24 protein-coding genes are annotated in these 25,071 nt (G+C 71.4%); 16 read left to right on the top strand and 8 right to left on the bottom strand.

Features of this window, described 5'->3' with window-relative positions:
* The first annotated feature begins 49 nt into the window (after positions 1 to 49).
* Entirely contained in the window at positions 50 to 3,052 is a 3,003-nt protein-coding gene (locus CF165_RS44520) for an ATP-binding protein (RefSeq protein ID WP_093953633.1), read from the top strand.
* Between the two features lie 31 nt (positions 3,053 to 3,083).
* Positions 3,084 to 4,298: an FAD-dependent monooxygenase gene (locus tag CF165_RS44515; protein WP_093953632.1), complete on the top strand. Its 1,215-nt coding sequence runs from the start codon at positions 3,084 to 3,086 to the stop codon at positions 4,296 to 4,298.
* On the opposite strand, the gene CF165_RS44510 is transcribed toward CF165_RS44515, so the two are convergent.
* Both CF165_RS44510 and CF165_RS44505 read right to left on the bottom strand, forming a co-directional pair.
* Positions 4,295 to 4,726: an HIT family protein gene (locus tag CF165_RS44510; protein WP_240522086.1), complete on the bottom strand. Its 432-nt coding sequence runs from the start codon at positions 4,724 to 4,726 to the stop codon at positions 4,295 to 4,297. The two genes, CF165_RS44515 and CF165_RS44510, sit on opposite strands and share 4 nt — an antisense overlap.
* A 28-nt stretch (positions 4,727 to 4,754) precedes the next feature.
* Positions 4,755 to 5,873: a helix-turn-helix domain-containing protein gene (locus tag CF165_RS44505; protein ID WP_093953630.1), complete on the bottom strand. Its 1,119-nt coding sequence runs from the start codon at positions 5,871 to 5,873 to the stop codon at positions 4,755 to 4,757.
* 192 nt (positions 5,874 to 6,065) lie between these two features.
* Here CF165_RS44505 and CF165_RS44500 point away from each other — a divergent pair, with 192 nt between their 5' ends.
* The gene (locus CF165_RS44500) at positions 6,066 to 7,331 is read left to right on the top strand and encodes a YncE family protein (protein ID WP_205661167.1); all 1,266 of its coding nucleotides are present in this window, start codon (positions 6,066 to 6,068) and stop codon (positions 7,329 to 7,331) included.
* A 15-nt stretch (positions 7,332 to 7,346) separates the two neighbouring features.
* On the opposite strand, the gene CF165_RS44495 is transcribed toward CF165_RS44500, so the two are convergent.
* Positions 7,347 to 7,760, bottom strand: coding sequence for a DUF5655 domain-containing protein (locus CF165_RS44495; RefSeq protein ID WP_240522085.1), 414 nt, complete (start codon positions 7,758 to 7,760; stop codon positions 7,347 to 7,349).
* A gap of 17 nt (positions 7,761 to 7,777) precedes the next feature.
* Positions 7,778 to 8,254: a MarR family winged helix-turn-helix transcriptional regulator gene (locus CF165_RS44490; RefSeq protein WP_093953628.1), complete on the bottom strand. Its 477-nt coding sequence runs from the start codon at positions 8,252 to 8,254 to the stop codon at positions 7,778 to 7,780.
* Between the two features lie 221 nt (positions 8,255 to 8,475).
* On the opposite strand from CF165_RS44490, the gene CF165_RS44485 reads away from it, so the two are divergent.
* Complete coding sequence (locus CF165_RS44485; RefSeq protein ID WP_093953627.1) at positions 8,476 to 9,183, top strand: DUF4142 domain-containing protein; 708 nt, start codon at positions 8,476 to 8,478, stop codon at positions 9,181 to 9,183.
* A 7-nt stretch (positions 9,184 to 9,190) separates the two neighbouring features.
* On the opposite strand, the gene CF165_RS44480 is transcribed toward CF165_RS44485, so the two are convergent.
* Positions 9,191 to 10,984 carry a sigma-54-dependent Fis family transcriptional regulator gene (locus CF165_RS44480; RefSeq protein WP_093953626.1) on the bottom strand — a complete coding sequence of 598 codons (1,794 nt, stop codon included), beginning with the start codon at positions 10,982 to 10,984 and terminating at the stop codon, positions 9,191 to 9,193.
* A gap of 138 nt (positions 10,985 to 11,122) precedes the next feature.
* Here CF165_RS44480 and CF165_RS44475 point away from each other — a divergent pair, with 138 nt between their 5' ends.
* The 9 genes from CF165_RS44475 (at position 11,123) to groL (ending at position 20,248) form a co-directional block, all read left to right on the top strand.
* Positions 11,123 to 11,356: a hypothetical protein gene (locus CF165_RS44475; RefSeq protein ID WP_093953625.1), complete on the top strand. Its 234-nt coding sequence runs from the start codon at positions 11,123 to 11,125 to the stop codon at positions 11,354 to 11,356.
* A gap of 104 nt (positions 11,357 to 11,460) precedes the next feature.
* Positions 11,461 to 13,110: a ferritin family protein gene (locus tag CF165_RS44470; RefSeq protein ID WP_093953624.1), complete on the top strand. Its 1,650-nt coding sequence runs from the start codon at positions 11,461 to 11,463 to the stop codon at positions 13,108 to 13,110.
* Between the two features lie 15 nt (positions 13,111 to 13,125).
* Positions 13,126 to 14,154, top strand: coding sequence for an NADH:ubiquinone reductase (Na(+)-transporting) subunit F (locus CF165_RS44465; protein ID WP_093953623.1), 1,029 nt, complete (start codon positions 13,126 to 13,128; stop codon positions 14,152 to 14,154).
* 8 nt (positions 14,155 to 14,162) lie between these two features.
* A complete protein-coding gene (locus CF165_RS44460; RefSeq protein WP_093953622.1) occupies positions 14,163 to 15,332 on the top strand; it encodes a ferritin family protein in 1,170 nt (389 codons plus the stop codon).
* Positions 15,329 to 15,700 carry a propane 2-monooxygenase effector subunit MimD gene (gene mimD / locus CF165_RS44455; RefSeq protein WP_093953621.1) on the top strand — a complete coding sequence of 124 codons (372 nt, stop codon included), beginning with the start codon at positions 15,329 to 15,331 and terminating at the stop codon, positions 15,698 to 15,700. The genes CF165_RS44460 and mimD overlap by 4 nt, the downstream gene beginning before the upstream one ends.
* Positions 15,701 to 15,793: 93 nt before the next feature.
* Entirely contained in the window at positions 15,794 to 16,831 is a 1,038-nt protein-coding gene (locus CF165_RS44450; protein ID WP_093953620.1) for an amidohydrolase family protein, read from the top strand.
* The gene (locus CF165_RS44445) at positions 16,828 to 17,523 is read left to right on the top strand and encodes an iron-sulfur cluster assembly protein (RefSeq protein WP_093953619.1); all 696 of its coding nucleotides are present in this window, start codon (positions 16,828 to 16,830) and stop codon (positions 17,521 to 17,523) included. Before CF165_RS44450 ends, CF165_RS44445 begins: the two co-directional genes overlap by 4 nt.
* Positions 17,520 to 18,545, top strand: coding sequence for an NAD(P)-dependent alcohol dehydrogenase (locus tag CF165_RS44440; RefSeq protein WP_093953618.1), 1,026 nt, complete (start codon positions 17,520 to 17,522; stop codon positions 18,543 to 18,545). The genes CF165_RS44445 and CF165_RS44440 overlap by 4 nt, the downstream gene beginning before the upstream one ends.
* A gap of 11 nt (positions 18,546 to 18,556) precedes the next feature.
* Positions 18,557 to 20,248 carry a chaperonin GroEL gene (gene groL / locus CF165_RS44435; RefSeq protein WP_093953617.1) on the top strand — a complete coding sequence of 564 codons (1,692 nt, stop codon included), beginning with the start codon at positions 18,557 to 18,559 and terminating at the stop codon, positions 20,246 to 20,248.
* 76 nt (positions 20,249 to 20,324) lie between these two features.
* On the opposite strand, the gene CF165_RS44430 is transcribed toward groL, so the two are convergent.
* Positions 20,325 to 20,924 (bottom strand): hypothetical protein, encoded by a 600-nt coding sequence (locus CF165_RS44430; RefSeq protein ID WP_093953616.1) that lies wholly within the window; start codon positions 20,922 to 20,924, stop codon positions 20,325 to 20,327.
* Positions 20,925 to 21,059: 135 nt separating this feature from the next.
* Here CF165_RS44430 and CF165_RS53115 point away from each other — a divergent pair, with 135 nt between their 5' ends.
* Together CF165_RS53115 and CF165_RS44420 are read left to right on the top strand one after the other, a co-directional pair.
* Positions 21,060 to 21,707 (top strand): GNAT family N-acetyltransferase, encoded by a 648-nt coding sequence (locus tag CF165_RS53115; RefSeq protein ID WP_240522084.1) that lies wholly within the window; start codon positions 21,060 to 21,062, stop codon positions 21,705 to 21,707.
* Positions 21,640 to 22,170: an LmrA/YxaF family transcription factor gene (locus CF165_RS44420; protein WP_439098549.1), complete on the top strand. Its 531-nt coding sequence runs from the start codon at positions 21,640 to 21,642 to the stop codon at positions 22,168 to 22,170. Before CF165_RS53115 ends, CF165_RS44420 begins: the two co-directional genes overlap by 68 nt.
* Here CF165_RS44420 and CF165_RS44415 read toward each other — a convergent pair.
* Entirely contained in the window at positions 22,167 to 23,297 is a 1,131-nt protein-coding gene (locus tag CF165_RS44415; protein ID WP_093953614.1) for an epoxide hydrolase family protein, read from the bottom strand. The two genes, CF165_RS44420 and CF165_RS44415, sit on opposite strands and share 4 nt — an antisense overlap.
* A 62-nt stretch (positions 23,298 to 23,359) precedes the next feature.
* On the opposite strand from CF165_RS44415, the gene CF165_RS44410 reads away from it, so the two are divergent.
* On the top strand, positions 23,360 to 24,292 hold the full coding sequence (locus CF165_RS44410; protein ID WP_093953613.1) for a helix-turn-helix transcriptional regulator: 933 nt from the start codon (positions 23,360 to 23,362) through the stop codon (positions 24,290 to 24,292).
* Here CF165_RS44410 and CF165_RS44405 read toward each other — a convergent pair.
* Complete coding sequence (locus tag CF165_RS44405; RefSeq protein WP_093953637.1) at positions 24,289 to 25,056, bottom strand: SDR family NAD(P)-dependent oxidoreductase; 768 nt, start codon at positions 25,054 to 25,056, stop codon at positions 24,289 to 24,291. The two genes, CF165_RS44410 and CF165_RS44405, sit on opposite strands and share 4 nt — an antisense overlap.
* Between the last annotated feature and the right edge of the window lie 15 nt (positions 25,057 to 25,071).

The raw sequence follows: 25,071 nt of genomic DNA, 5'->3' as shown, positions 1-25,071 counted from the left end.
CCCACTGTTTCCCGCTCACGACCGGGGTGCGTGGGCCAGAATCGGCGACGTGCAGTTCGCCATCCTCGGGCCGGTCGAAGCCCGCCGTCCCGACGGGACCCCGGTCGCCCTCGGCGGCCCGCAGCTGCGCGGGCTGCTCGCCTTGCTCGCCCTCGACGCCGGGCGGGTCGTCAGCGCCGAGCGACTGATCGACGGCCTGCACGGCGAGCATCCGCCCGAGGGCGCGGCCGAAGCCCTGCAGTCCCAGGTTTCGCGGCTCCGGCGGCGGCTGCGGGACGGCGGCGCGCCCGACGGCCTGGTCGAATTCACCCCCGCCGGGTACCGGCTGGCCGTCGACCCCCGGGACGTTGACGTCCACCGCTTCGAACACCTCACCGCGCGAGCACGGGAGATCCCCGGCCTCGCGGCGAAACTCGAGCTGTTCACCGAAGCACTCGCGCTGTGGCGGGGTCCCGCGCTCGACGGGCTCGCGGACCCGCCGCGTGCGGCCCGGCTGGCCGAACTGCGCCTGGCCGCGACCGAGGACCGCGTCGAAGCCGCGCTCGCGCTCGGCCACCACGAGCGGCTCGTCGCCGAGCTGCGGGAACTCGCCCGCGAGCACCCGCTGCGCGAACGCCTCACCGCCCAGCTCATCCGGGCCCTGCACGGCGGCGGCCGGTCCGCCGAAGCCCTCTCCGTGTTCGCCGAGATCCGGGAACGCCTGGCCGACGAACTCGGTGCTGACCCGTCGGAGGAACTCGCGGCCGCCCACACCGCGGTCCTCCGAGCCGCTCCCGCCCCGGCCCGCGGGGTGCCGGTGCCGCTCACCGGGTTCGTCGGGCGCGCCGAGCTCGACCGGCTCACTGCGGTCCTCCGCGACGCCCGGCTCGTCACGCTCACCGGACCGGGCGGCGCGGGCAAGACCCGGCTCGCCGTCGAAGCCGCGGCCCGGGCGGCGGGCGAGGTCTGTTTCGTCGAACTCGCCACGACCACCGACGTCCCGCGCGCGGTTCTCGCCGCGCTGGGCCTGCGTGAACAGGGCGTGCTGACGCCGGGCGCCGCGGCGGACCCGGCCGACCGCCTGGCCGCCGGGCTCGCCGACCGGCCCCTGCTGCTCGTCCTCGACAACTGCGAACACGTCGTCGCCGAGGCCGCGCGGCTGGTGCGTCGCCTGCTGGGCGAGTGCGCCGGCCTGCGCGTGCTGGCCACCAGCCGCGAAGCACTGGGCCTGACCGGCGAGACGCTGGTGCCGGTCGGTGCCCTGCCCGCCGACGCCGCCGCGCGGCTGTTCACCGACCGGGCCGCGGCGGTCGCCCCCGGCGACGCACCCGACCCCGGCGCGGTCACCCGCATCTGCACCGCCCTCGACGGCCTCCCGCTGGCCATCGAGCTCGCCGCCGCCCGGCTGCGGTCGCTGTCCGCGGACGACGTCGCCGCCCGGCTCGGCGACCGGTTCCGCCTCCTCTCGCGCGGCGACCGGACCGCCGAGCCGCGGCACCGCACCCTGCGTGGCGTCGTCGAATGGAGCTGGGACCTCCTGGACGCGGACGAGCAGCTCCTGTCCGCCCGGTTCGCGGTGTTCGCCGGCGGCGCGCGGCCGGCCGCCGTCGACCGCGTCTGCGCCGTCCCCGACGCCGAAGCCGTGCTGACCGGCCTGGTCGAGAAGTCCCTCGTCGAGTTCGGCGGCGGCCGGTACCGGATGCTGGAGACCATCCGCGCGTTCTGCGCCGAGCAGGGCGAAGACCGGCGCGCGGCGCACGCGAAGTACTTTTTGGACTTCGCCTCGGCCCACGAGCCGAAGCTGCGCGGCGCGGACCAGCTGACGGCACTGGCCGAGCTGACCGCCGAACACGCCGACCTGCACGCGGCCCTGCGCTGGAGCGCCACCGAAGAGCCCGAAACGGCGTTGCGGCTCATCGCGGCCCTGTCGTGGTACTGGTGGCTGCGCGGCCTGCGCAGCGAGGCGACGCCGATCGCGGACACCGTGCTCGCCGCCATCGGGCCCGAGCCGCCGCCGGGACTGGGCGAGGAATACGTCCTCTGCGCGATCCTGGCTTCGGACACCGACGTCGCGATCGAGCCGGTCCTGCGGCGGCTCGACGGGCCGCTGCGCTACCCGTACCTCTTCCTGCTGTGGGCGTTTTCCGCCCGCACCAAGGCCGAAGACGGCGAACGGCTCGCCGCGCTGATCGGCCCGGACGCGTGGTCCCGGGCGTTCGCGCGGATCGGCGACGGCCTCGGCGCGCAGTACCGCGGCCGGATCGCCGAAGCCGAAGCGCACTTTTCGGCGTCACTGGCCGCCTTCCGCGCCTTGGGCGACCGCTGGGGCGAGGCGAGCGCGCTGGAGAAGCTCGCGGAGTTCGCGGACTGGCGCGGCGACCACGCGCTGTTCCGCGAGCTGATGGACGAGTCCGTGCGGCTGGCCGGCGAGCTCGGCGCGGCCGAAGACGCCGCCGACCTGCTGTGCCGCCGCGCCGACGGCGTGTTCCGGCAAGGGGACGCCGATGCCGCGAAAGCCGACTACGAAGCCGCCGCCGAACAGGCACGCGCCGCGGGCACGCCGGTGATGCTCGCCCGGGCCCGCGGCGGCTTGGGGGAGATCGCGCGGCGCGCGGGCGACCTGGCGGCCGCGCGGCGCTGGTACTCCTCGGCGCTCGCCCTGGCCGCCGACCCGGTGACCGGCGGCGAGACGCGGATCCGCGTCCACACCGGCTTCGGCTGGACCGCGGCCGCCGAAGGCAACCTCGACGAGGCGACCGAGCTGCATCAGGAAGCCCTGGCCACGGCACTGGAACACGCGAACCTGCCCGGCGCGGCCCAGGCGATCGAAGGACTGGCCGGCGTTCTCGCCGGGCGGGAGGAGGACGAGCGGGCGGCGTTCCTGCTCGGCGTCGCGGTCGGGCTGCGCGGCGCACCGGTCACCGGGGACGCCGACGTCGCCGGAGTGGCGGACCGCGTCCGGGCGCGCATCGGCGGCGAGGCCTACGCCGAGGCGTTCGACCGCGGCCGGAAGACGCCGCCCGAGCAGGCCGTCGAGGAGGCCGGTCAGCGGCGGTTCGCGCTCGGTTCGTGAGCGGTCAGCGGCCGCCCCGAAGCTTCGGGGCATGACGAAGAACATCCTGATCTCCGGCGCCAGCATCGCCGGCCCCGCCCTCGCCTGGTGGCTGCACCACCACGGCATCCGCGCCACCGTCGTCGAGCGCTCCCCGAGCCTGCGCGAAGGCGGCTACAAGGTCGACATCCGCGGCGTCGCGGTCGAGGCCGTCCGCCGGATGGGCCTGCTGGAGCAGGTGCAGGCGGCGAGCACCGACATGCGCGGCGCGGCGTTCGTGAACAAGCGCGGCAAGCAGGTCGCCACCCTCGACGCGGACACGTTCGGCTTCCGCCACGGCGACGACACCGAGATCCTGCGCGGCGACCTCGCGAAGATCCTCTACGACGCCACCCGCGAGCACACCGAGTACGTCTTCGGCGACTGGGTCACCGGGCTCGACCAGCGTCCCGACGGCGTCGAGGTGACGTTCGCCCGCGGCGCGCCCCGCCGGTTCGACCTGGTCGTCGGCGCCGACGGCCTGCACTCCGGCGTCCGCGCGCTGGCCTTCGGCCCGGAGGAGGACTACCTGCGCCGGTTCGACGCCTACATCTCGATCTCGACCGTGCCGAACAGTTTCGAGCTGGACCGCTGGGAACTGCTGCACTCCGCGGCCCCGGGCAAGATGGTCAACGTCTACAGCACCGCGCGGGCGGACGACGCGAAGGCGGCGTTCTGGTTCTCCGCGCCCCCGTTGCCCTACGACCGCCGGGACGTCGACGGCCAGAAGGACCTGGTGGCGGACCGGTTCGCCGGCCTGGGCTGGGAAATCCCGGCACTGCTCGAGGCGATGCGCGCAGCGGACGACTTCTACTTCGATCCGGTGTGCCAGATCGTCATGGAGACCTTGTCGGCGGGCCGGGTGACGTTGCTCGGCGACGCGGGCTACTGCCCGTCCCCGGCCTCGGGCCAGGGGACGAGCCTGGCGCTGGCGGGCGCCTACGTCCTGGCGGGGGAGCTGGCGGCTTCGGATGACTTCGCGACGGCGTTGGCGCGGTACGAAGCCTTGATGCGGCCGTTCATCGAGAAGAACCAGGCGCTGGCGAAGACGGCTTTGCGCGGCATCATCCCGCAGTCACGGGCGTTCGCGTGGTTCAACACCCGGATGATCCGGCTGATGCCGTACCTCCCGGGCCGCAACCGCGTCCTGGAGCAGATGTCCCGCCCCATCCGCGAAGCGGCGAACGCCTTGGAGCTGCCGGATTACCGCGTGTCCCGGCCCGCCTAGCGCGCCGCCCGGACCTTCGCCGCGACCTCCGTCAGCTCCTCTCGCGACCGCACCCGCCAGTCGGCGTCCATGACGAAACCGTCGCCGGCGAACCGGGGGATCACGTGCAGGTGCACGTGGGGGATCTCCTGGCCCGCGGCCTTGCCGTCGGCCAGGAACAGGTTGATCGCCTCGCAGCGCAGGTCCGTGCGCCGCAACGCCGCCGCCAGTTCCTGCGCGATCGTGAACATCCGCGCGCCCGCGTCGGCGGGCAGCGATGCCAGGTCCGCGTGGTGAGCCCGGGGGAGCACCAGCAGGTGGCCGGTGGTCACCGGGCGCAGGTCGACGATGCCGACGAACTCGTCGTCCTCGTGGACCAACGCCGCGGGCGCCTGGCCCGTGCCGATCGCGCAGAAAACGCATTCTCCGCTGGAGGTGGTCGCAGGCATACGGCGGAGTTCAGGCATGCGGATGACCTTATCGGCCGCCGAGCCAGTGGTGCAGTGCCCACCAGGACCGCACGGAGTCGAGCACCCGGCCGCCGCTGTTTTCCGCCAACGGGAGCGGGGTGAGCTCGATCAGCCGGTCGAGGCGGTAGCGGACCGTGTTCGGGTGCAGGTGCAGTGCGTCGGCCGTGGGGCGCAAGCGCCGCCCGTGGTCGAGGTAGGTCAGTGCCGTCGCGGCCAGCTCGCGGTGGAACGCGTTGCCCGGATCGAGCTCGCCGAGCAGGTCCGCCGCGAGGAGGTCGCCGAGCAGCGGCTGCGCGCCCAGCGCGATCTCGCCCGCCAGCTCGGTGAGGTCGTGGTAGCCGCGCCCGGCCAGGCGCGACGCCGCCGTGCAGAGCCGGTGCACCTCGCGCAGCTCGGGCAGGGCGGCCGGCGGCGCGACGACGAGCAGGACGTCGCCGTCGAGGGCGACCCCGGTGGGCGGGCGGGCCGCCAGCCCGGTGAGCCTGCCCTCGACCAGCCCGTACACCCCGCCGAACTCCAGCAGGGCCTGCTCGAGCGTGCGGGCCCGCGCCGGGTCGCTGACGTCGGACACCACGCAGGAGTACCGCCCGTCGGGACGCAGGCCCGCCGGCCGCAGCTCTTCGGGCGTGGGCGGGTGCCCGGCGAGCAGCAGGGTCCGCAGCAGCTGGGTCCGCGCGTCGCGCACCGTGCGCGACAGCTGCAGCTCGGCGGCGTGGTAGCCCTTCACGACGTGGCGTTCCAGCGCGCCGGTGTAGCGCTCGGCTTCGAGGACGGTTTCGAGGATGACGTCGTCTGGCACGCCCACGGCCCGGGCGCGTTCGACGGCGAAGCGGGCCGCGAGCGTGCGGCCGGCCTGGACACCGCTCAGCAGGTCGGCGAGCGGGACACCCTGCGCGGCGCGGTCGGCGCCCAGCGCCTCGGCCGTGGTGTAGTCGGCGTTGTCCGGATTGGTCGCGGCCCGCAGCGCCGCGGAAAGCAGGAACTGGACGTGCCGCCGGTTCTCCGCCTCGGGCAGCCGGGCGACCTCCGGCGACTGGCTCCGCGCGGCCTTGACCAGGTCGTCGAGCAGGGCCTCGTCCGCCGCCATCGCGTCGAGCACCTGCCTGATCAGCGGCGACGCCGGCACGGCACCTCCCGGACCCGTTGTGGCAGAGCCACAACACCGCACGCGCGATGTTGGGCGAGCGGCCCTACCGGAGCGGCTCCGGTGGCCGGTTATCGTGACAATACCGGACAGTAACCCCGTTCCCCGCGAAAGCCGTTCGACGGCCTTTCGCGAGGTCACCACACCTCTTCAGCGTCGAAAGGGTGTTTTCCCGTGCCCATTTCCCCGAACAGCCGCCGACGGCGGTCCTACCTCTCGCGCCTGGCGTACCTGGTCTCCGCCTCCGCCCTGGTGGCGACCGCCGTCGCGGTGCCGGCGAGCGGCGCCCCGGCGGCCCTGCGGGAGGTGATGTTCGTCGGCAACAACTGGGAAGGCACGGCGGACGTCATCCAGTCCCGGGGCTCCTTCGCCCGCATCGGGCGGGTGAACATCATCCCGGACAAGGACCAGCGGCTGGCGGAGATCTACCTGAACCCGGTCAAGCTGGCGTTCTTCCTCGGCATCCGCAACGGCCCCGGCGAAGGGCACGACCAGTTCGTCGACGACATGTACACCACGCCGGACGGCACGTCGGTGGTCGCGTCGCGGCCGAGCTTCGCCGACGTCGTCTCGATCAGCCTCGCCACCGGCCGGATCAACTGGCGCTTCCCGGTGTCGGGCTTCCGCTCCGACCACATGGCAGTCTCACCGGACGGCCGCCGCGTCGCCGTCTCCGCGTCGACGTCCAACACCGTGCACGTGCTGGACATCGTCACCGGGCAGCAAGTCGGTTCCTTCGCGACCGGGGACAAGCCGCACGAGAACGTCTTCACCGACGGCGGCCGCTCCCTGTGGAACATGTCGATCGGCGAGGTCAACACCGACCTCGACGACCCCGGCTGGGACTTCACCAAGGGGGACCGGCACATCACCGTCGTCGACGCCGCGACCTTCCGCCAGGTCAAGGTGATCGACATGCGGCAGCGGCTCGACGCCTTCGGGCGCAGCGACCTCTCCGACGCCGTGCGGCCGGTCGCGTTCACCCCGGACGAGTCGAAGCTGTACTTCCAGGTGTCGTTCTTCAACGGTTTCGTCGAGTACGACGTCGCGACCGACAAGATCACGCGGGTCAAGGAGCTGCCGAAGAACCCGGCCACCAGCGACGACCGCAAGACCTTCGTCAACGACTCACGCCACCACGGCCTGTCGATGAACCCGGCGGGGACCAAGCTCTGCGTCGCCGGGACCATGGACGACTACGCCACGGTCGTCGACCGCACGTCCCTGCAGCCGGGACCGCTGGTGCCCGCGGCGAAGCCGTACTGGGCGACGGTGAGCGGCGACGGCAAGGCCTGCGTGATTTCGGAGGCCGGTGCCGACCAGGTCACCGCCATCGACTTCGCGACCGGTCAGAAGCTCGTCTCGGTGCCGGTGGGCGACCACCCGCAGCGGGTCCGCATCGGCCACGTGCCCGAAGGCTGGACGGGACCCACCGCCTGACACGACCACCCGCGCTCAGGACATCTCGAACGCGATCGTCAGCCAGCCCCGGACTTCTTCGTCCACATCGGACACGGCGCGCAGGCTCAGCTTGTGCCCGACGCGCGGCCCGCTCGTCCAGCTCGCCGGGGCGATGCGGGCCGTTCGGATCGGCCGCGGCAGCCACAGGTACACCAGGACGTCGCGTGACCGCGGGCGCAGCTCGGCCAGCTTCCGGTCCCGCTTGAGGAACACCCCGACCTTGACGGCGTCTTCGTGGACGTCGCCGAGGGTGCGCAGGTGCCCGACGACGGCGTCGTAGACCTCACGCTGCCACGGCGCCTTGCCGGCGAACGTCTCCTCGACCGTGCAGCCGGGGACGCACGTGTGCCCCTGGCGGGCGCGCGCGAACTCGCGGTCGCAGCGCGGGCACGTCCACCGGGTCGGCATGCCGTCCAGGATGGCACTCACAGCGCCGCCGGGCCGAGCGCCGGGAGCGTGGCGGCCGCGTGCACCAGCTGCCGGGCCGCCTCGCCCGCGGCCTCCCGCTGCGACGGCGGCAGCTTGTCCAGCAGCGCACCCAGCGCGGCGTGCCGCCGGTCGAGCATCCGCGCCACGATCTCGTGGCCGGTCTCGGTCACCTCCAGCGTCACGACGCTGCGGTTGCCGGGGCTGCGGCCGCGAGCCACATAACCGAGGGCTTCGAGACGATCCGCCAGCCGCGTCACCGACGACGCGTTGACGCCCATCGCCGCCGCCAGCTGCGAGCTCGGGACCCGGCCGAGACGGTCCAGGACGAGCAGCAGCCGCGTCTGCGGGAAGGACACCTCGGGCGGGGCCGCGTGCGCGCATTCCCACGCGATCCCGACCAGGACCACGGTGAGGCCGTCGAGGGCGGCCACGTCCGGGTCGGCGCCCGGGGCCGCGTTTTCGAGGGGTTGCATGCCGCAATACTTGCCAACCACAAGAGCATCGGTCAAGATGGACATCCCCGGCGCTCGCCGGCGGTGTCTGGCCGGGTCGGCCGCTGCTTCCTTTTTCGTGGCCGAAGGCTGCCCGTTGCACTGAATCCATTGGCACGTAAGGAATCTATAAGGATTTCGCTGAACCTCCGCGTGACGGCGTCCGTGTTCCGGGTACCGAACTGTCGTCAGAAGGAGGAATCATGCCGGATCACCGTGGCATGACGGGCCGCGCCAAGGCCCGGACCGCGCTGGTCGTCGTGGCCACGCTCGCCGTGGTCGGTGTCGGCTCGGTCATGGTGCTGAACGCCAGCGCCCAGACCACGCCCGGCTCGACGCAGGCGCAGGTTCCGGCGCACAACATGGCCGGTATGCGGCCGGGGTCCGCCGCCCAGGCCGCGGCCACGAACGACGTGGCGGGTGCCGGCCCGGTCACCGAGCTCGACAAGACGTTCCTGGTCAAGGTCCGCCAGGCCGGGCTCTGGGAGATCCCGGCGGGCGACCTCGCGCAGACCCACGCCAGCAGCGAGGCCGTGAAGCGGGCCGGGCTGCACCTGCTGGACGGGCACTCGCACCTCGACCAGCTCGTCCGCGAGGACGCGAAGATCCTCGGCGTGACCCTCCCGGACCAGGCCACGCCCGAGCAGCAGGGCTGGGTCCGCCAGCTGACCAACGCCCAGGGCCTGGAGTTCGACAAGCTGTTCGCGAACCTGCTCCGCGCGTCGCACGGCAAGATCTTCGCGACCATCGCCGAAGTCCGTGCCGGCACGCAGAACGACGTCATCCGGCGGCACGCGACGCAGGCGAACCAGACCGTCCTCGACCACATGACGGTCCTGGAGGACACCGGGCTGGTCGATGCGGCGACGATCGCCGACGTCGCGGCGGCGGTGAACCCGCCGGCGAAGTGACGGCCGGCTACCGGGCCGGGGGCACGATGCCGTACTCGTGGATCTTGCGGTAGATCGTCGCCCGGGAGATGCCGAGCAGCTTCGCCGCACGGACCTTGTTGCCGTCCGCGTCTTCGAGGCACCGGACGATGGCGTCCCGCTCGATCGACTCGAAGCGGTTGAGCGGCCGCCGCGTCACCGCGTGGAACTCCGCCGGGAGGTCGCCCGGGTGGATGGTGCCCGCGCGGCGGCGCTGGGCCACCGTGCGCAGCACCTGGTGGAGCTGGCCGGTGTTGCCCGGCCACTCCGCCCGCATCAGCAGGTGCAGCGCCGCCGCCGAGCAGGTCAGCCGCCCGCCGTAGCCGAGCTTGCTCAGCACCAGCGGGACCAGCTCCGCCAGGTCCTCGACGTGGTGGCGCAGCGGTGGCACCCGCACCGTCCGCGGGAACGCCTTGAGCAGCTCGGCCAGCGCCGGCTCGGTTTCGGCCTCGGGCACGAGCGTGAGGACCACCCACGGCGCGCCGGGCCGCTCCCGCAGTTCGCGCAGCACCGCGGCCAGCGCGTTCGCCGCCGGCGCCGCCAGCCGGTCGGCGTGGCGGACGACCAGCGTGCGGATCGGGGCTTCGGCGTGTTCGCGCAGGACGTCCGCCCAGTCGGGGGCGAGCGCCGCGTCGACGGTCAGCAGCCGGGCCGCCGGGTGGTGCCGCTGGTGCAGGCCCTTGGCCAGGGTCAGCTTGCCGGTGCCCGGCTCGCCCTCCAGGGCGACCCACTCGCCGCGCTGGTGGCCGGTGTCGAGGTCGTGGCCGCAGCGCAGCCACAGCGGCGCCGAACCGACGACACCCGGCAGGTACAGGGGAACCATCGGCGTCGCCGCGGTGAGCGTCTCGTCCGCTTCGATGAGTTTCACCGACAGGACGCCGCCCGCGGTGTCGGTCGCCCGCTGCCCCGGGACGCGGCGGCAGAAGACGCGGACCCGCAGGCCGCTGGACAGGGCCAGGGTCGCCGGCGTCCGCCGTCCCTCGGCCAGCGCTTCGGTGGCGTGGCCGAGCAGCACCGACTGGTCGGCCGGGTCGAGCAACTGCCGCGCGCGGTCGTTCATCATCACGATGTCTTCGTTGAACGCCAGCACGATTCCGGTCCAGCGGCGGCAGGTCTGCAGGTAGGCCTGGAAGAGGATCATCTCGCGCAGGTCGCTGTGCCGCAGCAGGGCCTGGCGGATCTGCTCGGCCGTCGAGCGGGCCAGCGCGACGAGCAGGCCGCCCGCGTCCTTGTACCAGCAGGTGAGGTCGACCGCGCCGACCTTCTTGCCCGAGATCGGGTGGTGGATCGGCACGCCCGCGCACGCCAGGTTCTCCAGGTGCTCGGCGTAGTGCTCGTGGCCGAACACCGTCGTCGGGCGGCCGTCCTCCAGCGCGGTGCCGATGCCGTTCGTCCCGACGGACTGCTCGCCGTAGCTGAACCCGGGCACCAGCTCGACGCGCTCGAGGTGGCGGGCCAGGTCGGCGTCACCGGTCCGCTGGGTGAGCACGACGCCGCTCGCGTCGGTGAGGATGAGGCTGATCGGCTGGCCCTCGAACTGCTCGCCGAGCTTGTGCAGCACCGGCTCGGCGCCGCGGACCAGCGGGCTGTCGGGGTGCTGGTCGCCGAGGTAGAGCGGGTCGATCCGGTCGGCTTCGACGCGGAACTCCCGGGAACGCCGCCACGAGGCGAGGATCGTCTGCCGGACCGCGCCGTCCGGCACCGGTTCGGCGGTCAGGAAGCGCACCCGGGTGCGGGCCAGCTCGCCGTCGGCGAGCAAGGTGCCGGGCGCCGTCTCGTCCACGTGACCTCCCGTTTCCCCGCGGCCCACGTGGGTGCGGGCACACCCGTTGTGCCGCCCGTCCAGCGTAAGCGTGCGCTGCCCGTGCCGGTGTCTCAAATTGAGACGTTCCCGGCGTCGCGGCAGCGGTGCGATGGAGCCATGGCCGCCGAGACGTACAACCCGTGGACGATCGTGAACCTGGTCTTCGCGCACCTGGCCGAGCAGGGGTTGCATCCCGCGCTCGGCGCGGACGGCCATCCGGGCGAACCCGCCGCCGCCCTGCTGCGTGCCTTCGGGATCGTCCCGACCGTCGAAGGCGACGCGCGGGTGCAGGCCGGAATCCACGACGAACTCGCCGCGCTGCGCGCCCGGATGCTCGGCGAAACGCCCTGAGCAGCGGTTCTGTCTCAGATTGAGACCCGCGTCCGCCGCGTGGGCCCGCCTAATGGTCAACGCAGGGACGCCCCGGGCCGGCGAGCCACGAAAAGGAGTGATCCATGAGTCGCCAGAGTGTGGCGAAAGCCCACCAGAAGATCCAGGAACTGTCGTGGGAACCGGCGTACCACACCCCGGTCTCGCACTACGGCACCGACTACACCTTCCAAAAGGCCAAGAAGAAGGACCCGTTGAAGCAGGTCCTCCGCTCGTACTTCCCGATGCAGGAGGAAAAGGACCACCGGGTCTACGGCGCCGAGGACGGCGCGATCCGCGGCAACATGTTCCGCCAGGTCCAGGAACGCTGGCTGGAGTGGCAGAAGCTGTTCCTGTCGATCATCCCGCTGCCGGAGATCTCGGCCGCGCGGGCGATGCCGCTGCTGTTCCGCACGGTGCCCAACCCGGAACTGCACAACGGCCAGGCGATCCAGATGATCGACGAGGTCCGGCACTCGACGATCCAGCAGAACCTCAAGCGCCTGTACATGCAGAACTACATCGACCCGGCGGGCTTCAACTCGAGCCTCCGGAACTTCCAGAACGACTACTGCGGCACCATCGGCCGCCAGTTCGCCGAAGGCTTCATCACCGGTGACGCCATCACCGCGGCGAGCATCTACCTCACCATCGTCGCCGAAACCGCGTTCACGAACACGCTGTTCGTCGCCATGCCGGCCGAGGCCGCCGCGAACGGCGACTACCTGCTGCCCACGGTGTTCCACTCGGTCCAGTCCGACGAATCCCGCCACATCAGCAACGGCTACGCGACGCTGCTGATGGCGTTGTCCGACGAAAGCAACCACCAGCTGCTCGAACGCGACCTGCGGTACGCGTGGTGGAACAACCACGCCGTCGTCGACGCCGCGATCGGCACGTTCATCGAGTACGGCACCAAGGACCGCCGCAAGGACCGCGAAAGCTACGCGGAAATGTGGCGCCGCTGGATCTACGACGACTACTACCGCTCCTACCTGGTCCCGCTGGAGAAGTACGGCCTGGTCATCCCGCACGACCTCATCGAAGAGGCGTGGAACCGGATCTGGAACAAGGGCTACGTCCACGAAGTCGCGCAGTTCTTCGCCACCGGGTGGCTCGCCAACTACTGGCGCATCGACCCGATGACCGACGAGGACTTCGAGTGGTTCGAGTACAAGTACCCGGGCTGGTACGACAAGTACGGCAAGTGGTGGGAGAACTACAACCGCCTCTCGACGCCGAACGGGCACCACCCGATCGTCGCCGAGAACGTCGACTACGTGTACCCGCACCGGTGCTGGACCTGCATGGTGCCGTGCCTCATCCGCGAGGACATGGTCACCGACAAGGTCGACGGCCAGTGGCGCACCTACTGCTCGGAGACCTGCCGCTGGACCGACACCGAGGCGTTCCGGCCCACCTACCAGGGCCGCAACACCCCGAACATGGGCCAGCTCGTCGGCGCCCGCGAGTGGGAGACGCTCTACCACGGCTGGAACTGGGCCGACGTCGTCTCCGACATGGGCTTCGTCCGCGACGACGGCAAGACCATGGTCGCGCAGCCGCACCTGAACCTCGACCCGAAGAAGATGTGGACGCTCGACCACCTGCGCCGGATGCCCGAGGTGCAGTCGCCGAACGTGCTGCTCAACCAGATGACCGACGAGCAGCGCGCCGCGTTCGTGGCCGACTACAACCGCCAGGGCCCGGCCGGGCGCCCGGCGCCGCAGGCCTGACGGGCGGGGTCCGGCATGACCGAAAAGCACCGCGTCCGGTTCGAGCCGGTCGGGATCGAGATCGACGTCGCCGAGGACCAGACGATCCTGCGCGCCGCCGCCGAGCAGGGCGTCATGCTCATGCACGGCTGCAAGGAAGGACAGTGCGCGGCCTGCAAGTCGTTCCTCCTCGACGGCGACGACGTCGAACACGACCGGTACTCGACCTTCGCGCTCCCCGACTACGAGAAGGAGGAAGGCTTCACGCTGCTGTGCCGGGCCCACGCCTACGAAGACCTGACGATCGAGCTGCTCAACTACGACGAGGAGATGATCCAGTCCGGGCTGCCGATCCAGGAGGCCGACGTCGAGGTCGTCGCCAACGACCCCGTCACCCACGACCTGCGGCACCTGGTGGTGCGGCTGGACGGCGACCTCAAGTTCTTCCCCGGGCAGTACCTCGACTTCGCGGTCCCGGGCACCGAGGAGACGCGGTCGTTCTCGATGGCCAACACCTCGGCGCGCGACGGGTTCCTGGAGTTCGTCGTCAAGATCTACCCCGACGGGTTGTTCTCCCGGTTCCTGGCCGCCGAAGTCGCGGTCGGCGACCGGCTCCGGGTGACCGGCCCGTTCGGGGTGTTCACCCTCCGGGACAACCCCGGCGCGGACCTGGTCTTCGTCGGCGGCGGGGCCGGGATGGCGCCGATCCTGTCGCTGCTGCGGTCGATGGCCGAGCGCGGCTTAGACCGGAGGGCGACCTTCTACTACGGCGCCCGCCGCCGGCGCGACCTCTGCTTCGAGGCGGAACTGCGGGAGCTGGAAGGGAAGCTGCCCGGTTTCCGGTACGTCCCCGCGCTTTCCGAGCCGGGTGACGACGACTGGACCGGTGAAACCGGGTTCGTCACCGACGTCCTGCGCCGGGCCGGGCTCGACCTTACCGGTGCCGACGCGTACGTCTGCGGGCCGCCGCCGATGGTCGAGGCGGCCCTGGAGCTGCTGCCCGCGCTCGGCGTCGACGGCAAGCGCGTCTTCTACGACAAGTTCACCACCACGGGCGAAGGGTAAGGAAACCCATGACAGCCACCCAGGAACGCAGCGTACCGAAGCCGACGTTCACCGACGCCGAAGCGGGCGCGAAGGTCTTCCCCGACTCCGACGCCCGGCGGTTCAACTACTTCACCGCCGCCAAGCGCAAGCAGAGCCACTACGAGGACGTCACCGTCGAGGTCCAGCCCGACCCGCGGCACTACCTGTCCCAAGGCTGGCTGTACGCCTTCGCCGACGGCAAGGCCGGGTACCCGCTGGAATGGACGGCGCTGAAGGCGTGGGGTTCGGACCGCCCGGTGCCCGAACGCAGCCCCGGGTCCGGCGGCAAGGGCTACGACTGGCCCGCCCTCGGCTGGCACGAGTTCCGCGACCCCAACGAGGAATGGGAGCTCACCCTCTACCGCTACAACGCGAACGTCGTCCGCCAGCTCAACCAGAACGTTGACGCCGCCCGCCGGGCCAAGGCGTTCGAGCAGTGGAACCGCAACTGGGTCGACTTCGTCGCCAAGCACGTCGGCGCGTGGATGCACGTCGACCACGGCCTCGGCCTGTACCTGTTCGCCAACGCCAACCGCCGCGCGCCGACGAACATGCACAACAACGCGATCTCGGTGAACAGCATGCACCGCATCCGCGCGGCGCAGGACCTGGCGCTGTACAACCTGACGCTCACCGAGGAGATCGAAGGCTTCGACGGCACGGCCCACCTGGCCACCTGGAACGAGGACCCGGCCTGGCAGGGCGTGCGGGAGACCGCCGAGCAGCTGACCGGGATCTGGGACTGGGGCGAGGCGGTCTTCGCCGCGAACGTCGTCTTCGAGCCCCTGGTCGGCGAGCTGTTCCGCAGCAACCTGGTCCAGCAGGCCGCGCCGGCCAACGGCGACTTCGTGACGCCGACGCTGATCGGCGCCGAGGAGTTCGACTTCTCCGAACGCGACCTCCGCTACACGAAGCCGCTGTACCACCTGCTGATCAACGACAAGGAGTTCGCCGACCACAACAAGGCACTGCTGCAGAAGTGGCTCGAGGACTGGGTGCCGCGCTGCATCTCCGCCGCCCGCACGCTGCAGCCGCTGTGGTCGCAGCCCGACGCCAAGCCGATCCGGTTCGAGGACGGTCTCGACCGCGTGAAGAGCCGGTTCGCCGGAATCCTGTCCGAATTGGGCCTCAAGGCACCCGAGGAGCTGGGCCAGTGACTGTCTTCAAAACCGCGGAAAGCCCCTTCAAGGCCGACAACACCGCGTCGAACATGTGCGGGTTCACCCTGATGAACAACCAGGTCGGCGCGATCATCGCGGAAGTCATGTCCGCCAAGGAGAACGTGAGCGTGACCCCGCTGCCGTCGATGATCCGCGTCGACGCCCGGGGCCGGACGGACCTGGTCTACGCCGAGGTCGACGAGGCCGCCGGCGAAGAAGAAGGCTGGTTCAACGCGGCCGAGTTCGAGGAGAGCATGTCCACCCACTACGGGCGGATGATCCACGAAGACGACCGCACGATCATGTTCGCCAACCCCGAGGACGCGGCCGAGTACCTCGACTTCGACCTCAAGCCGATCAAGTAACCGGTCTTCAGGGGGCTCCGGGTGGCGGAGCCCCCGGCCCGGGGCGAAGCCCCGGCAAAACAGAGCACTCGATCCCGCTCAGGAGGATCAACCATGTACGAAAAAGACGGCGAAAAATACTTCGTGGTGGACGGCCACACCCACTTCTGGGACGCGAGCCCGGAGAACTGGGTGGAGGGCCAGGAGGAATACGCCAAGGGCTGGATCGAGTGCTTCCACGCCTACCAGGGGCTCGGCCCGAAGGAGACGCACTGGCCGATCGACCGGTTCCAGAAGTACTCCGAAGAGCTGATGATGCACGACCTGTTCGAAGTCGGGCACGTCGACACGGCCATCTTCCAGCCGACGAACCTGCGCCAGTGGTACAAGAACGGGTTCAACACGACCGAGGCCGACGCGGCACTGGCCGAGAAGCACCCGGGCAAGTTCCTCGTCAACACGACCTTCGACCCACGTGAGGGCGACGAGGGCATGAAGGCTTTCGAGGAACGCGTCAAGCGGTACGACTGCAAGGGCGTCAAGCTCTACACGGCCGAGTGGCGGGGTGACTCCCGCGGCTGGAGCCTGAAGGACCCCGCGGCGGCTCGCTACCTCGAGAAGTGCGAGGAACTCGGCGTCAAGAACGTCCACATCCACAAGGGACCGACGATCTGGCCCCTCGACAAGGACGCCTTCGACGTGTCCGATGTGGACTACGCGGCGACGAACTTCCAGGGCCTCAACTTCATCGTCGAGCACGTCGGCCTGCCGCGCATCGAGGACTTCTGCTTCATGGCCACCCAGGAGCGGAACGTCTACGCGGGGCTCGCCGTCGTCGTCGGCGGCCTGATGCACGCCCGCCCGAAGTTCTTCGCCAAGGTCATGGGCGAGCTGATGTTCTGGCTGGGCGAGGATAAGCTGATCTTCGGCGCGGACTACGCCATCTGGGAACCGAAGTGGCAGGTCGAGGGCTTCGTCGACTGGAACATGCCCGGCGACGACGAGCTGTCGGACTTCCCGCCGCTGACCGTCGACCAGAAGAAGAAGATCCTCGGGCTGAACGCCGCCCGGCTGTACGACATCGACGTCCCCGAGGAGCTGAAGCTCGCGGACCCGAAGAACGTCGAGCCCGTCGGCGTGCCGAACTCATGACCGCCGTGGTGACCGGGGCCCGCGCCGCCGTGTGGGCGGCGCTGGGCACCGTCCGGGATCCCGAACTGGACGAACCCCTCACCGACCTCGGGTTCGTGGCCCGCTGCGAGGTGAGCGACGCGGGCCACGCCGTCGTCCGGCTGCGGCTGCCGACGTACTTCTGCGCGCCCAACTTCGCGTTCCTGATGGTGGCGGACGCCTACGACGCGGTGGCCGGCGTGCCGGGCCTGACCGGGCTCGACATCCGCCTCGACGACCACTTCGCGTCCGACGTCATCAACCGCGGGGTGGCGGCGCGACAGGGGTTCGTGGCGTCGTTCGAGGGCGAGGCCGCCGACGAACTCGACACGCTGCGGTACGACTTCGTCCGCAAGGCCGTCCTGGCCGGCACGGACCGCGTCTGCCGGTCACTGGGCCGAGACCCGCGATCGCTGACCCTCGGCGACGTCCCGCCGAGCCCCGACCTCGACCGGCTGCGGGCCCGCCGCCGCGAACTCGGCCTGCCCGCCGAGGACGGCGACCCGCTGCTGCTCGACCCGGCGACCGGGCGAGCAGTGTCCGCGGCCGACGCGAAGCGGCACCTCGCCTTCGCGCGGCTGACCCGCACGAGCATGGAGGCCAACTCGGGCGTCTGCCGCGGCATGCTGCGCGCGCGGTACGCCCTGACCAGTGAAGAGGAGGGCACGGGATGAAGGCCGTGCGGCTGCAGAAGTACCACCAGCACCCGGTGATCGAAGACGTCCCGGAACCGCGCGCCACCGGGCCCTTCGACGTCGTGGTCAAGATCGGCGGCGCCGGCGTCTGCCGCACCGACCTGCACATCATCGAGGAGCAGTGGGCCGAGAAGTCCGGCGTCGAGCTGCCGTACACGATCGGTCACGAGAACGCGGGCTGGGTGCACGAGGTCGGCCCGGCGGTGACGAACGTCGAGGTCGGGGACACGGTCATCCTGCACCCGACGCCGACGTGCGGGCTGTGCCACGCCTGCCGCGCGGGCGACGACATGCACTGCCCGAACGGGAGCTTCCCGGGGATCAACACCGACGGCGGGATGGCGGAGTACCTGCTGACCTCGGCGCGGGCGTGCATCAAGCTCGACCCGTCGACGGAGCCTTCCGACGTCGCCGCGCTGGCCGACGCCGGAATCACCGCCTACCACGCGGTGCGCAAGGCCGTCCCGCACCTGTACCCGGGCACCACCTGCGTCGTCAACGGCGCCGGCGGCCTCGGGCACATCGGCATCCAGTCGCTTCGCGCGTTGACGGCCGCCCGCGTGATCGTGGTCGACCGCAACGCCGACGCGCTGGAGCTGGCCTCGACCTTGGGCGCCGACGAAACGGTGCTGGCCGACGGCAAGCAGGTCGAAGCGGTGCTCGATCTGACCGGCGGCAACGGCGCCGAGGTCGTCCTCGACTTCGTCGCCGAGCAGGGCGCCCAGCAGGACGCCTTCGCGATGACCCGGCGCGCCGGGTCGCACTTCGTCATCGGCTACGGCTCCAACATCGAGATCCCGACGATCGACATCATCTCCACCGAGCGCAACGTCATCGGCAACCTCGTCGGCACCTACAACGACCTGGCCGAGCTGATGGTCCTGGCCCAGGCCGGAAAGGTCACCCTCCACACCAAGAAGTACCCCCTGGACGCGGCGCTCGACGCGCTGGCCGACCTCGACGCCGGGCGCGTGCGCGGCCGGGCCATCCTCACCCCCTAGGAGCACCGCACATGGCGAAGGAACTGCGGTTCGGCCCGGACGCCCGCGACCTGCTGCTGGCGGGCGTCGACAAGCTGGCCGAAGCGGTCAAGTCCACCCTCGGCCCGAAGGGCCGCAACGTGATCATCGAGAAGATCACCGGCTCGCCGGTGGTCACCAACGACGGCGTCACCATCGCGCGCGAGATCCACCTGAAGAACCAGTTCGAGAACATGGGCGCGCAGCTGGTCAAGGAAGCGGCGATCAAGACCAACGACGTCGTCGGCGACGGCACCACCACGGCCACCGTGCTCGCCCAGGCGATCGTCCGCGAAGGTATGCGGGCCATCTCGGCGGGCGGAAACCCGGTACTCGTCAAGCGCGGGATCGACCACGCCGTCGGGCTTTTGGTGGCACACTTGGAGAAGCAGGCCCACCCGGTCGTGTCCGAACAGGACTACGCGCGGGTGGCGGCCATCTCGGCCAACGACGACGACGCCGTCGGCGCGGTCATAGCCAAGGCCTTGCACACCGTCGGCGACAGCGGAGTGGTGACGGTCGAGGAGTCGCCGTCGATCGGGATGAGCGTCGAGTTCGTCGAAGGGTTCGAGTTCGACAACGGCTACCTTTCGCCGTACCTGGTCACCGACCCGGGACGGCTGGAGGCGGTGCTCGACGACCCGTACATCCTGATGTGCGCGGAGAAGATCACCAAGGTGCAGCAGCTGATGCCGTTGCTGGACAAGGTGATGCGGGCGCCCCGGCCGTTGGTGGTGATCGGCGAGACGGTCGAGGGAACGGCGCTGTCCATGCTGGTGCACAACCACATGAACGGCACCTTCCAGTCGGTCGCCGTGCGGGCGCCCGGCTTCGGCGACCGGCGGCTGCACAAGCTGGAGGACCTCGCGGCCATCGTCGGCGGCGCGGTGCTCTCGCGGCAGTCCGGCTTCACGATGGAGACGATGACCCTGGACCACCTCGGCCGGGCCAAGCAGGTCCGGGTCACCGAGAACCGCACCACGATCGTCGGCGGCGCGGGTTCTTCGGAGGCGGTGGACTTCCGGGTCGGGCAGCTGCGTGCGGAGCTGGAGCGGGCGCAGTTCGGCGTCGACGAGGACGTGCTGACCGAGCGGATCGGCGCCTTGACCGGCAAGGTGGCGGTGGTGCGGGTCGGCGCGGCCACCCCGGCCGAGCTGAAGGAGCTGCAGCACCGGGTCGAGGACGCACTGTCGGCCACCCGGGCGGCGATGGCCGAGGGCATCGTGGCCGGCGGGGGAGCCGCGCTGCTGCACGCCGAGAAGGCCCTGGAAGGACTGGGGCTGGAAGGCGACCAGGCGATCGGCGTCGAAATCGTGCGGCGTGCCCTGGCCGAACCGGCGTTCCTGATCGCGCACAACGCGGGCCACCCGGCCCACGAGATCGTCGCGCGGACCCGGGAACTGGGCGACGACGAGGGCTTCGACGCCCTGCACGACCGCTTCGGGGACATGATCGACCTCGGTGTGGTCGACCCGCTGCGGGTGTGCCGCTCGGCCGTGCAGAACGGGGCTTCGGTGGCGGGCCTGCTGTTGACGACCAACTCGCTGATCGCCGAGGAACAGACCCCGTGGGGCGGCAGTCGTGCCCTGATGACCGAGTTCGGGCCGCTGGACGAGGGCCTGCACCAGCCCTCGCCGGACGCCAGCACGCCGCAGTCCCTCGGGATGGGCCCCTCCGTCGGCTGAGTTCCACGTCCATCAGCCCGCGGAGTGAGGAGGTCTTCCCGCCGGTGTCCTGAGCCCCGGCGGGAAGACCTCCGGCTCACGGGGCGAGGCCGTGCCGGGCCAGTTCGTGCCCGGCCAGCTTCTCGATGACGTCCCGGTCGCGCTCCCGCCAGCCGGTGGCCGGTTCGCCCACCGAAGCCAGGCGCCCCAACGGCTGCGTGGCCAGAGCCCGCAGGGCCAGGAGGTCCAGCCCTTCGTCGCCGAGGGCGCGCAGCCGCGCGGCCGCCGTGGCGCGGCGGGTGTAGTGCCAGCGCAGCGGCAGCCAGGTGACCACGAGGGTGAGCACCGGCAGGGCGATGATGATCGCCGCCATCCACCACGCCAGGTTCTCGACGGCCTCGATCTGCCAGCGGCCCGCGTCGGTGAGCTTGGTCCCGACGTTCGAGCCGCCGTGCAGCGCCTTCGCGAGCGCGTCCCCGACGAGCGGGATCCGGTCGGCGGAGCTCGCGGCCGAATCGAAGGTGCCGCGCAGGCCGGTGCCGGCGTCGACGAGCCCGTCCCCGGGCGCGCGAAGCTTCGCCACCTGGTCGTACACCGACGTTCCCAGCCACACCGCGAAGACGACGAGCAGCAACGCGAGCAGGTCGCTGACGAGCTGGGCGGTGCGGCGGATCGGCCGTTCGGCGTAGAGCTGCATCGGGACGCCTTTCGCGGTGGGGGAGCGCGGCCACGGCAACGTACCCGGCCGCGTCGCGGGCGAATCGGGCGGTCCCAGCCGATCTATGACAGCGGTCATAGTGTGCCGGTGGCCGGGGTGTGCTCTGATGGGACTATGACCACCGTCATAGAGGTGCGCGAAGCGGACCGCGAGTGTGTCGCCGCCCTCGTCGCGGCTTGCTCGCCGGACAGTCTGCGGCGCCGGTTCATGATGGGCGGACCGGCCCGGCCTGCTGAGGTTTTCCGCCGCTACCAGCGGTTCCTGCTCGCCGGCCCGCCGGGCGGCGTCGCGCTGCTGGCCTTCTCCGGTGGCACTCCGGTGGGCCTGCTCAACTTCGTCGCGGAGATCCCGGGCGAGGCCGAGGTCGGGGTGCTGGTCGCCGACGCGTGGCAGCGGCAGGGGATCGGCACCGCGCTGAGCCGGTGGCTGTGGGCGTCCGGGCGCTGGCCGGGCTGGACCGTGCGGGCCACCGTGCAGGCCGGGAACACTGGTGCTGAGGCGCTTCTGCTGGGCCAGGGCTTCCGCCCGGTACCGGCGTACGAACGCGGCGAGCGCGACTTCGCGCTGGTCGTGCCCGGCTGGGCTACCATGACGGACGTCATGAAGGAGGCGGTCGATGACCAGGACACCGCGCGAACGGATCGTGCTCAGCGCCGCGCAGCTGGTGCGGATCCACGGTGTCGGGGCGACCGGGATGCGGGACGTGGTCGCGCACGCCGAAGCCCCGCGGGGGTCGCTGCAGCACTACTTCCCGGGCGGTAAGGACCAGCTGATCGCCGAAGCCGTCGCCTGGGCGGGCGACTACGCCGCCCGGCGCGTGGCCCGCGTCGCCGCGAAGCTCGAGGACCCGACACCCGGGAAGCTGTTCGAAGCCATGGCCGCCCAGTGGCGCGACGAGTTCACCACGGCCGGCTTCGACGCCGGCTGCCCGCTGGTCGCGACCGTCGCCGACACCGCCGCGACCAGCGACGACCTGCGTGAAGCGGTCGGCAAGGCGTTCGACGGCTGGCAGCGCCCGGTCGCGGCCACCCTCGAGCAGCTGGGCGTGCCGCCGGCCCGCAGCCCGTCGCTGGCCGTGCTCATGCTCAGTGCGCTGGAGGGCGCGATCGTCCTGGCGCGGGCCCACCGGGACGTCGCGCCGCTCGACACGGTGGTCGCGGAACTGCGGCCCCTGCTCGACGGCGCCGTCGACCGCCGCCGCCGCCGAGCCTCCACTGTGGACTAGAGCGCGCGGAAGAACTCCCGGATGTCCCGCACCAGCACGTCCGGCGCCTGCAGCGACGCGAAGTGGCCGCCGGTGTCGTACTCGGACCAGCGGGTGACCGTGTTCGACAGTGCGGCCAGGCCGCGGATCGCGTGGTCGCCGCGGAAGTTCGCCACCGCCGTCGGCACCCCGGACGGCGCCGGCCGCACACCCCAGCCGTCTTGACCCGCCTCCAGGTAGAGGCGCGCGGCCGAGCCGGCGGTGCCGGTGAGCCAGAAGATCGTCACGTCGGTCAGGATCGCGTCCCGGCTCACCGGGGTCTGGCCGGTCGCCGTGGGGTCCCAGTCGACGAACCACTCCAGGTTCCACGCGAGCTGCCCGGCGGGGGAGTCGTTGAGGGCGTAGGCGAGGGTCTGCGGGCGGGTGGCCATCTGGGTGGCGTAACCGGAGTGGGCGTACCACCAGGTTTCGTTCTCCCGCGCCCGCTTCCGGTCCTCTTCGGACAGCCGCTCGAGGTCGCCGGGCGCGGTCGGCACCCCGGCGTTCGCGACGGCGTTGACGTGCACGCCCAGCACCGAGCCGGGCGCGATCCGGCCCAGCTCGGGGGAGACGATGCTGCCGAAGTCGCCGCCCTGGGCGCCGTAGCGCTCGTAGCCCAGCCGCCGCATCAGCTCGGCCCACGATTTGGCGATCCGGCGCGTGTTCCAGCCGGGTTCGGCGGTGGGACCGGAAAAGGCGAAGCCGGGGACCGACGGTGCGACGACGTGGAACGCGTCGGCCGGGTCGCCGCCGTGGGCGCGCGGATCGGTGAGCGGGCCGAGGACGTCGAGGAAGTCGGCGACCGTGCTCGGCCAGCCGTGGGTCATGATCAGCGGCTTCGCGCCGGGCTCGGGGGAGCGGACGTGCAGGAAGTGCACGCGCTGGCCGTCGATCGTGGTCGTGAACTGCGGGAACGCGTTGAGCCGGGCCTCCTGCGCCCGCCAGTCGAAGCTGTCCTGCCAGTATTCGACGAGTTCGGCGAGGGAGGTCTCGCTGACGCCGTACGCCCAGCCGGCGCCGGGCAGCTCGCCCGGCCAGCGGGTGCGGGCGAGCCGGTGGCGCAGCTCGTCGAGGGCGGCCTGCGGGATGTCGATGCGGAACGGGTCCATGAGCGCAGCCTGACGACCTTGTAGGACAGCACCGGTCCTATACGTCGGGCAGACTGCCGGTCATGCGGGAAACCCCTGGCCGCCTGCTGCGGCTGCTGTCGTTGCTGCAGCTGGCCCGAGCCTGGTCCGGCACCGAGCTCGCCGAGCGGCTGGGCGTGACGACGCGGACGGTCCGCCGCGACGTCGACCGCCTGCGGGAGCTGGGCTACCCGGTGGACGCGGTGATGGGCCCGGTCGGCGGCTACCGCCTGGGCGCGGGCGCCGAGCTGCCGCCGTTGCTGCTCGACGACGACGAAGCGGTCGCGGTGGTGGTCGGCCTGCACACCGGCGGTGTCTCGGGGCTGGAGGAAGCGTCGCTGCGGGCGCTGACCAAAGTGGAGCGGGTACTGCCGTCCCGGCTCCGGCACCGCGTGGCCGCCTTGGAGTCGAGCATGCTGGCGCTCCCGGTGCGGGGTCCGGTGGTCGAGGCGGCGGTGCTCACGGCGGTGTCGGCGGCGATCCGGTTCGCCGAAACGCTGCGGTTCGACTACGTGAGCCACGACGGCACGTCGTCGCGCAGGTCGGTGGAGCCGCACCGGCTCGTGTCCTGGGGGCGCCGCTGGTACCTGGTCGGCTGGGACACCGCCCGCACGGACTGGCGCACGTTCCGCGCCGACCGCCTGACGCTGCGCACCCCGAACGGCCCCCGCTTCACCCACCGTTCCCCGCCGGACGGCGACCTGACGGCGTACTTGAAGCGGACGATGGGCCGCGAGATGTGGCCGCATCGCTGCCGGCTGAAGATCCACGCACGGGCCTCGGAGCTGGTGGGACGCGTCGACGGCGAGGTGACGCCGATCGACTCGCGCACCTGCCGCCTCGAGCTGGCCACGGAGTCGTTCGACCTCGTGGCGTTCGTCGTCGGGATGCTGGACGTGCCGTTCGAGGTGGAGTCGCCGCCGGAGCTGGCTGAGCGGCTGCGGGTCCTGTCCGCGAGGTATGCCGACGCGACCTAGGTGTGGGTGCCGCCGTCGACGCGGATTTCCGTGCCCGTGATGAACTTGCCGTCGTCCGAGGCGAGCATCGCCACCACCCCCGCCACCGCCTCCGGGCCGGCCACCGGGTTGCCGACCTCCGTGGTCAGGTCCGTCGGCAGGATCGGCAGCAGCCTGCCGAACAGCGAGAAGTCGGGGTCCTTCGGTAGCCAGCTCGCCGCCGAGTCCGTGATGCCGCTCTTCACGCTGCCCGGGGCGACGCTCACCGCGCGCAGGCCCTGCTTGGCGTACTCCAGCGCCAGCGAATGCGTGAACGCCTGGATGCCGCCCTTGCTCGCGCTGTACGCCGCCATGTACGGGTGGGCGAACGACGCCGACGTCGAGCTGAAGTTCACCACCACGCCCTTGCCGCTCTCGAGCAGGGCGGGCAGGGCCGCGCGCGTCACCAGGAACGTTCCCGTCAGGTTCACCGCCAGCACGCGGTTCCACAGCTCCAGCGAAGTCTCGTGCGTGTGCGACGCCAGCAGGATGCCCGCCGCGTTGACCAGCACGTCGAGGCCGCCGAGCACGTCGATGGCCGAAGCCAGCCCGGAGGCCACCGACGTCTCGTCGGCCACGTCCATGGTGAACGTCTTCAGGCCGGGAGACGCGGGCAGCTCGTCGACGCCCTTGATGTCGGTGGCGACGACTCTCGCCCCTTCGTCGAGCAGGCGGAGGGTGGTGGCCCGGCCGATGCCGGAACCGGCTCCGGTGACCAGGATCCGTCGATCGCGCAGGCGTTCCATGGTGATCACCGTAAC

Origin of the sequence: Amycolatopsis vastitatis, from assembly GCF_002234595.1 — a bacterium.
In the GTDB taxonomy this organism is placed as follows: domain Bacteria; phylum Actinomycetota; class Actinomycetes; order Mycobacteriales; family Pseudonocardiaceae; genus Amycolatopsis; species Amycolatopsis vastitatis.
The sequence above is the reverse complement of the archived record's forward strand: the minus strand, read 5'-3'. Positions and strand labels throughout refer to the sequence as shown.

Coding starts and splice junctions, on each gene's coding strand:
- CF165_RS44405 (WP_093953637.1), bottom strand. CDS start 25,056: ATGGAACGCCTGCGCGATCGACGGATCCTGGTCACCGGAGCCGGTTCC.
- CF165_RS44490 (WP_093953628.1), bottom strand. CDS start 8,254: ATGCAACCCCTCGAAAACGCGGCCCCGGGCGCCGACCCGGACGTGGCC.
- groL (WP_093953617.1), top strand. CDS start 18,557: ATGGCGAAGGAACTGCGGTTCGGCCCGGACGCCCGCGACCTGCTGCTG.
- CF165_RS44510 (WP_240522086.1), bottom strand. CDS start 4,726: ATGCCTGCGACCACCTCCAGCGGAGAATGCGTTTTCTGCGCGATCGGC.
- CF165_RS44485 (WP_093953627.1), top strand. CDS start 8,476: ATGCCGGATCACCGTGGCATGACGGGCCGCGCCAAGGCCCGGACCGCG.
- CF165_RS44450 (WP_093953620.1), top strand. CDS start 15,794: ATGTACGAAAAAGACGGCGAAAAATACTTCGTGGTGGACGGCCACACC.
- CF165_RS44475 (WP_093953625.1), top strand. CDS start 11,123: ATGGCCGCCGAGACGTACAACCCGTGGACGATCGTGAACCTGGTCTTC.
- CF165_RS44430 (WP_093953616.1), bottom strand. CDS start 20,924: ATGCAGCTCTACGCCGAACGGCCGATCCGCCGCACCGCCCAGCTCGTC.
- CF165_RS44495 (WP_240522085.1), bottom strand. CDS start 7,760: ATGCCGACCCGGTGGACGTGCCCGCGCTGCGACCGCGAGTTCGCGCGC.
- CF165_RS44420 (WP_439098549.1), top strand. CDS start 21,640: ATGCGGGACGTGGTCGCGCACGCCGAAGCCCCGCGGGGGTCGCTGCAG.
- CF165_RS44465 (WP_093953623.1), top strand. CDS start 13,126: ATGACCGAAAAGCACCGCGTCCGGTTCGAGCCGGTCGGGATCGAGATC.
- CF165_RS44460 (WP_093953622.1), top strand. CDS start 14,163: ATGACAGCCACCCAGGAACGCAGCGTACCGAAGCCGACGTTCACCGAC.
- CF165_RS53115 (WP_240522084.1), top strand. CDS start 21,060: ATGACCACCGTCATAGAGGTGCGCGAAGCGGACCGCGAGTGTGTCGCC.
- CF165_RS44410 (WP_093953613.1), top strand. CDS start 23,360: ATGCGGGAAACCCCTGGCCGCCTGCTGCGGCTGCTGTCGTTGCTGCAG.
- CF165_RS44470 (WP_093953624.1), top strand. CDS start 11,461: ATGAGTCGCCAGAGTGTGGCGAAAGCCCACCAGAAGATCCAGGAACTG.
- CF165_RS44440 (WP_093953618.1), top strand. CDS start 17,520: ATGAAGGCCGTGCGGCTGCAGAAGTACCACCAGCACCCGGTGATCGAA.
- CF165_RS44515 (WP_093953632.1), top strand. CDS start 3,084: ATGACGAAGAACATCCTGATCTCCGGCGCCAGCATCGCCGGCCCCGCC.
- CF165_RS44445 (WP_093953619.1), top strand. CDS start 16,828: ATGACCGCCGTGGTGACCGGGGCCCGCGCCGCCGTGTGGGCGGCGCTG.
- CF165_RS44415 (WP_093953614.1), bottom strand. CDS start 23,297: ATGGACCCGTTCCGCATCGACATCCCGCAGGCCGCCCTCGACGAGCTG.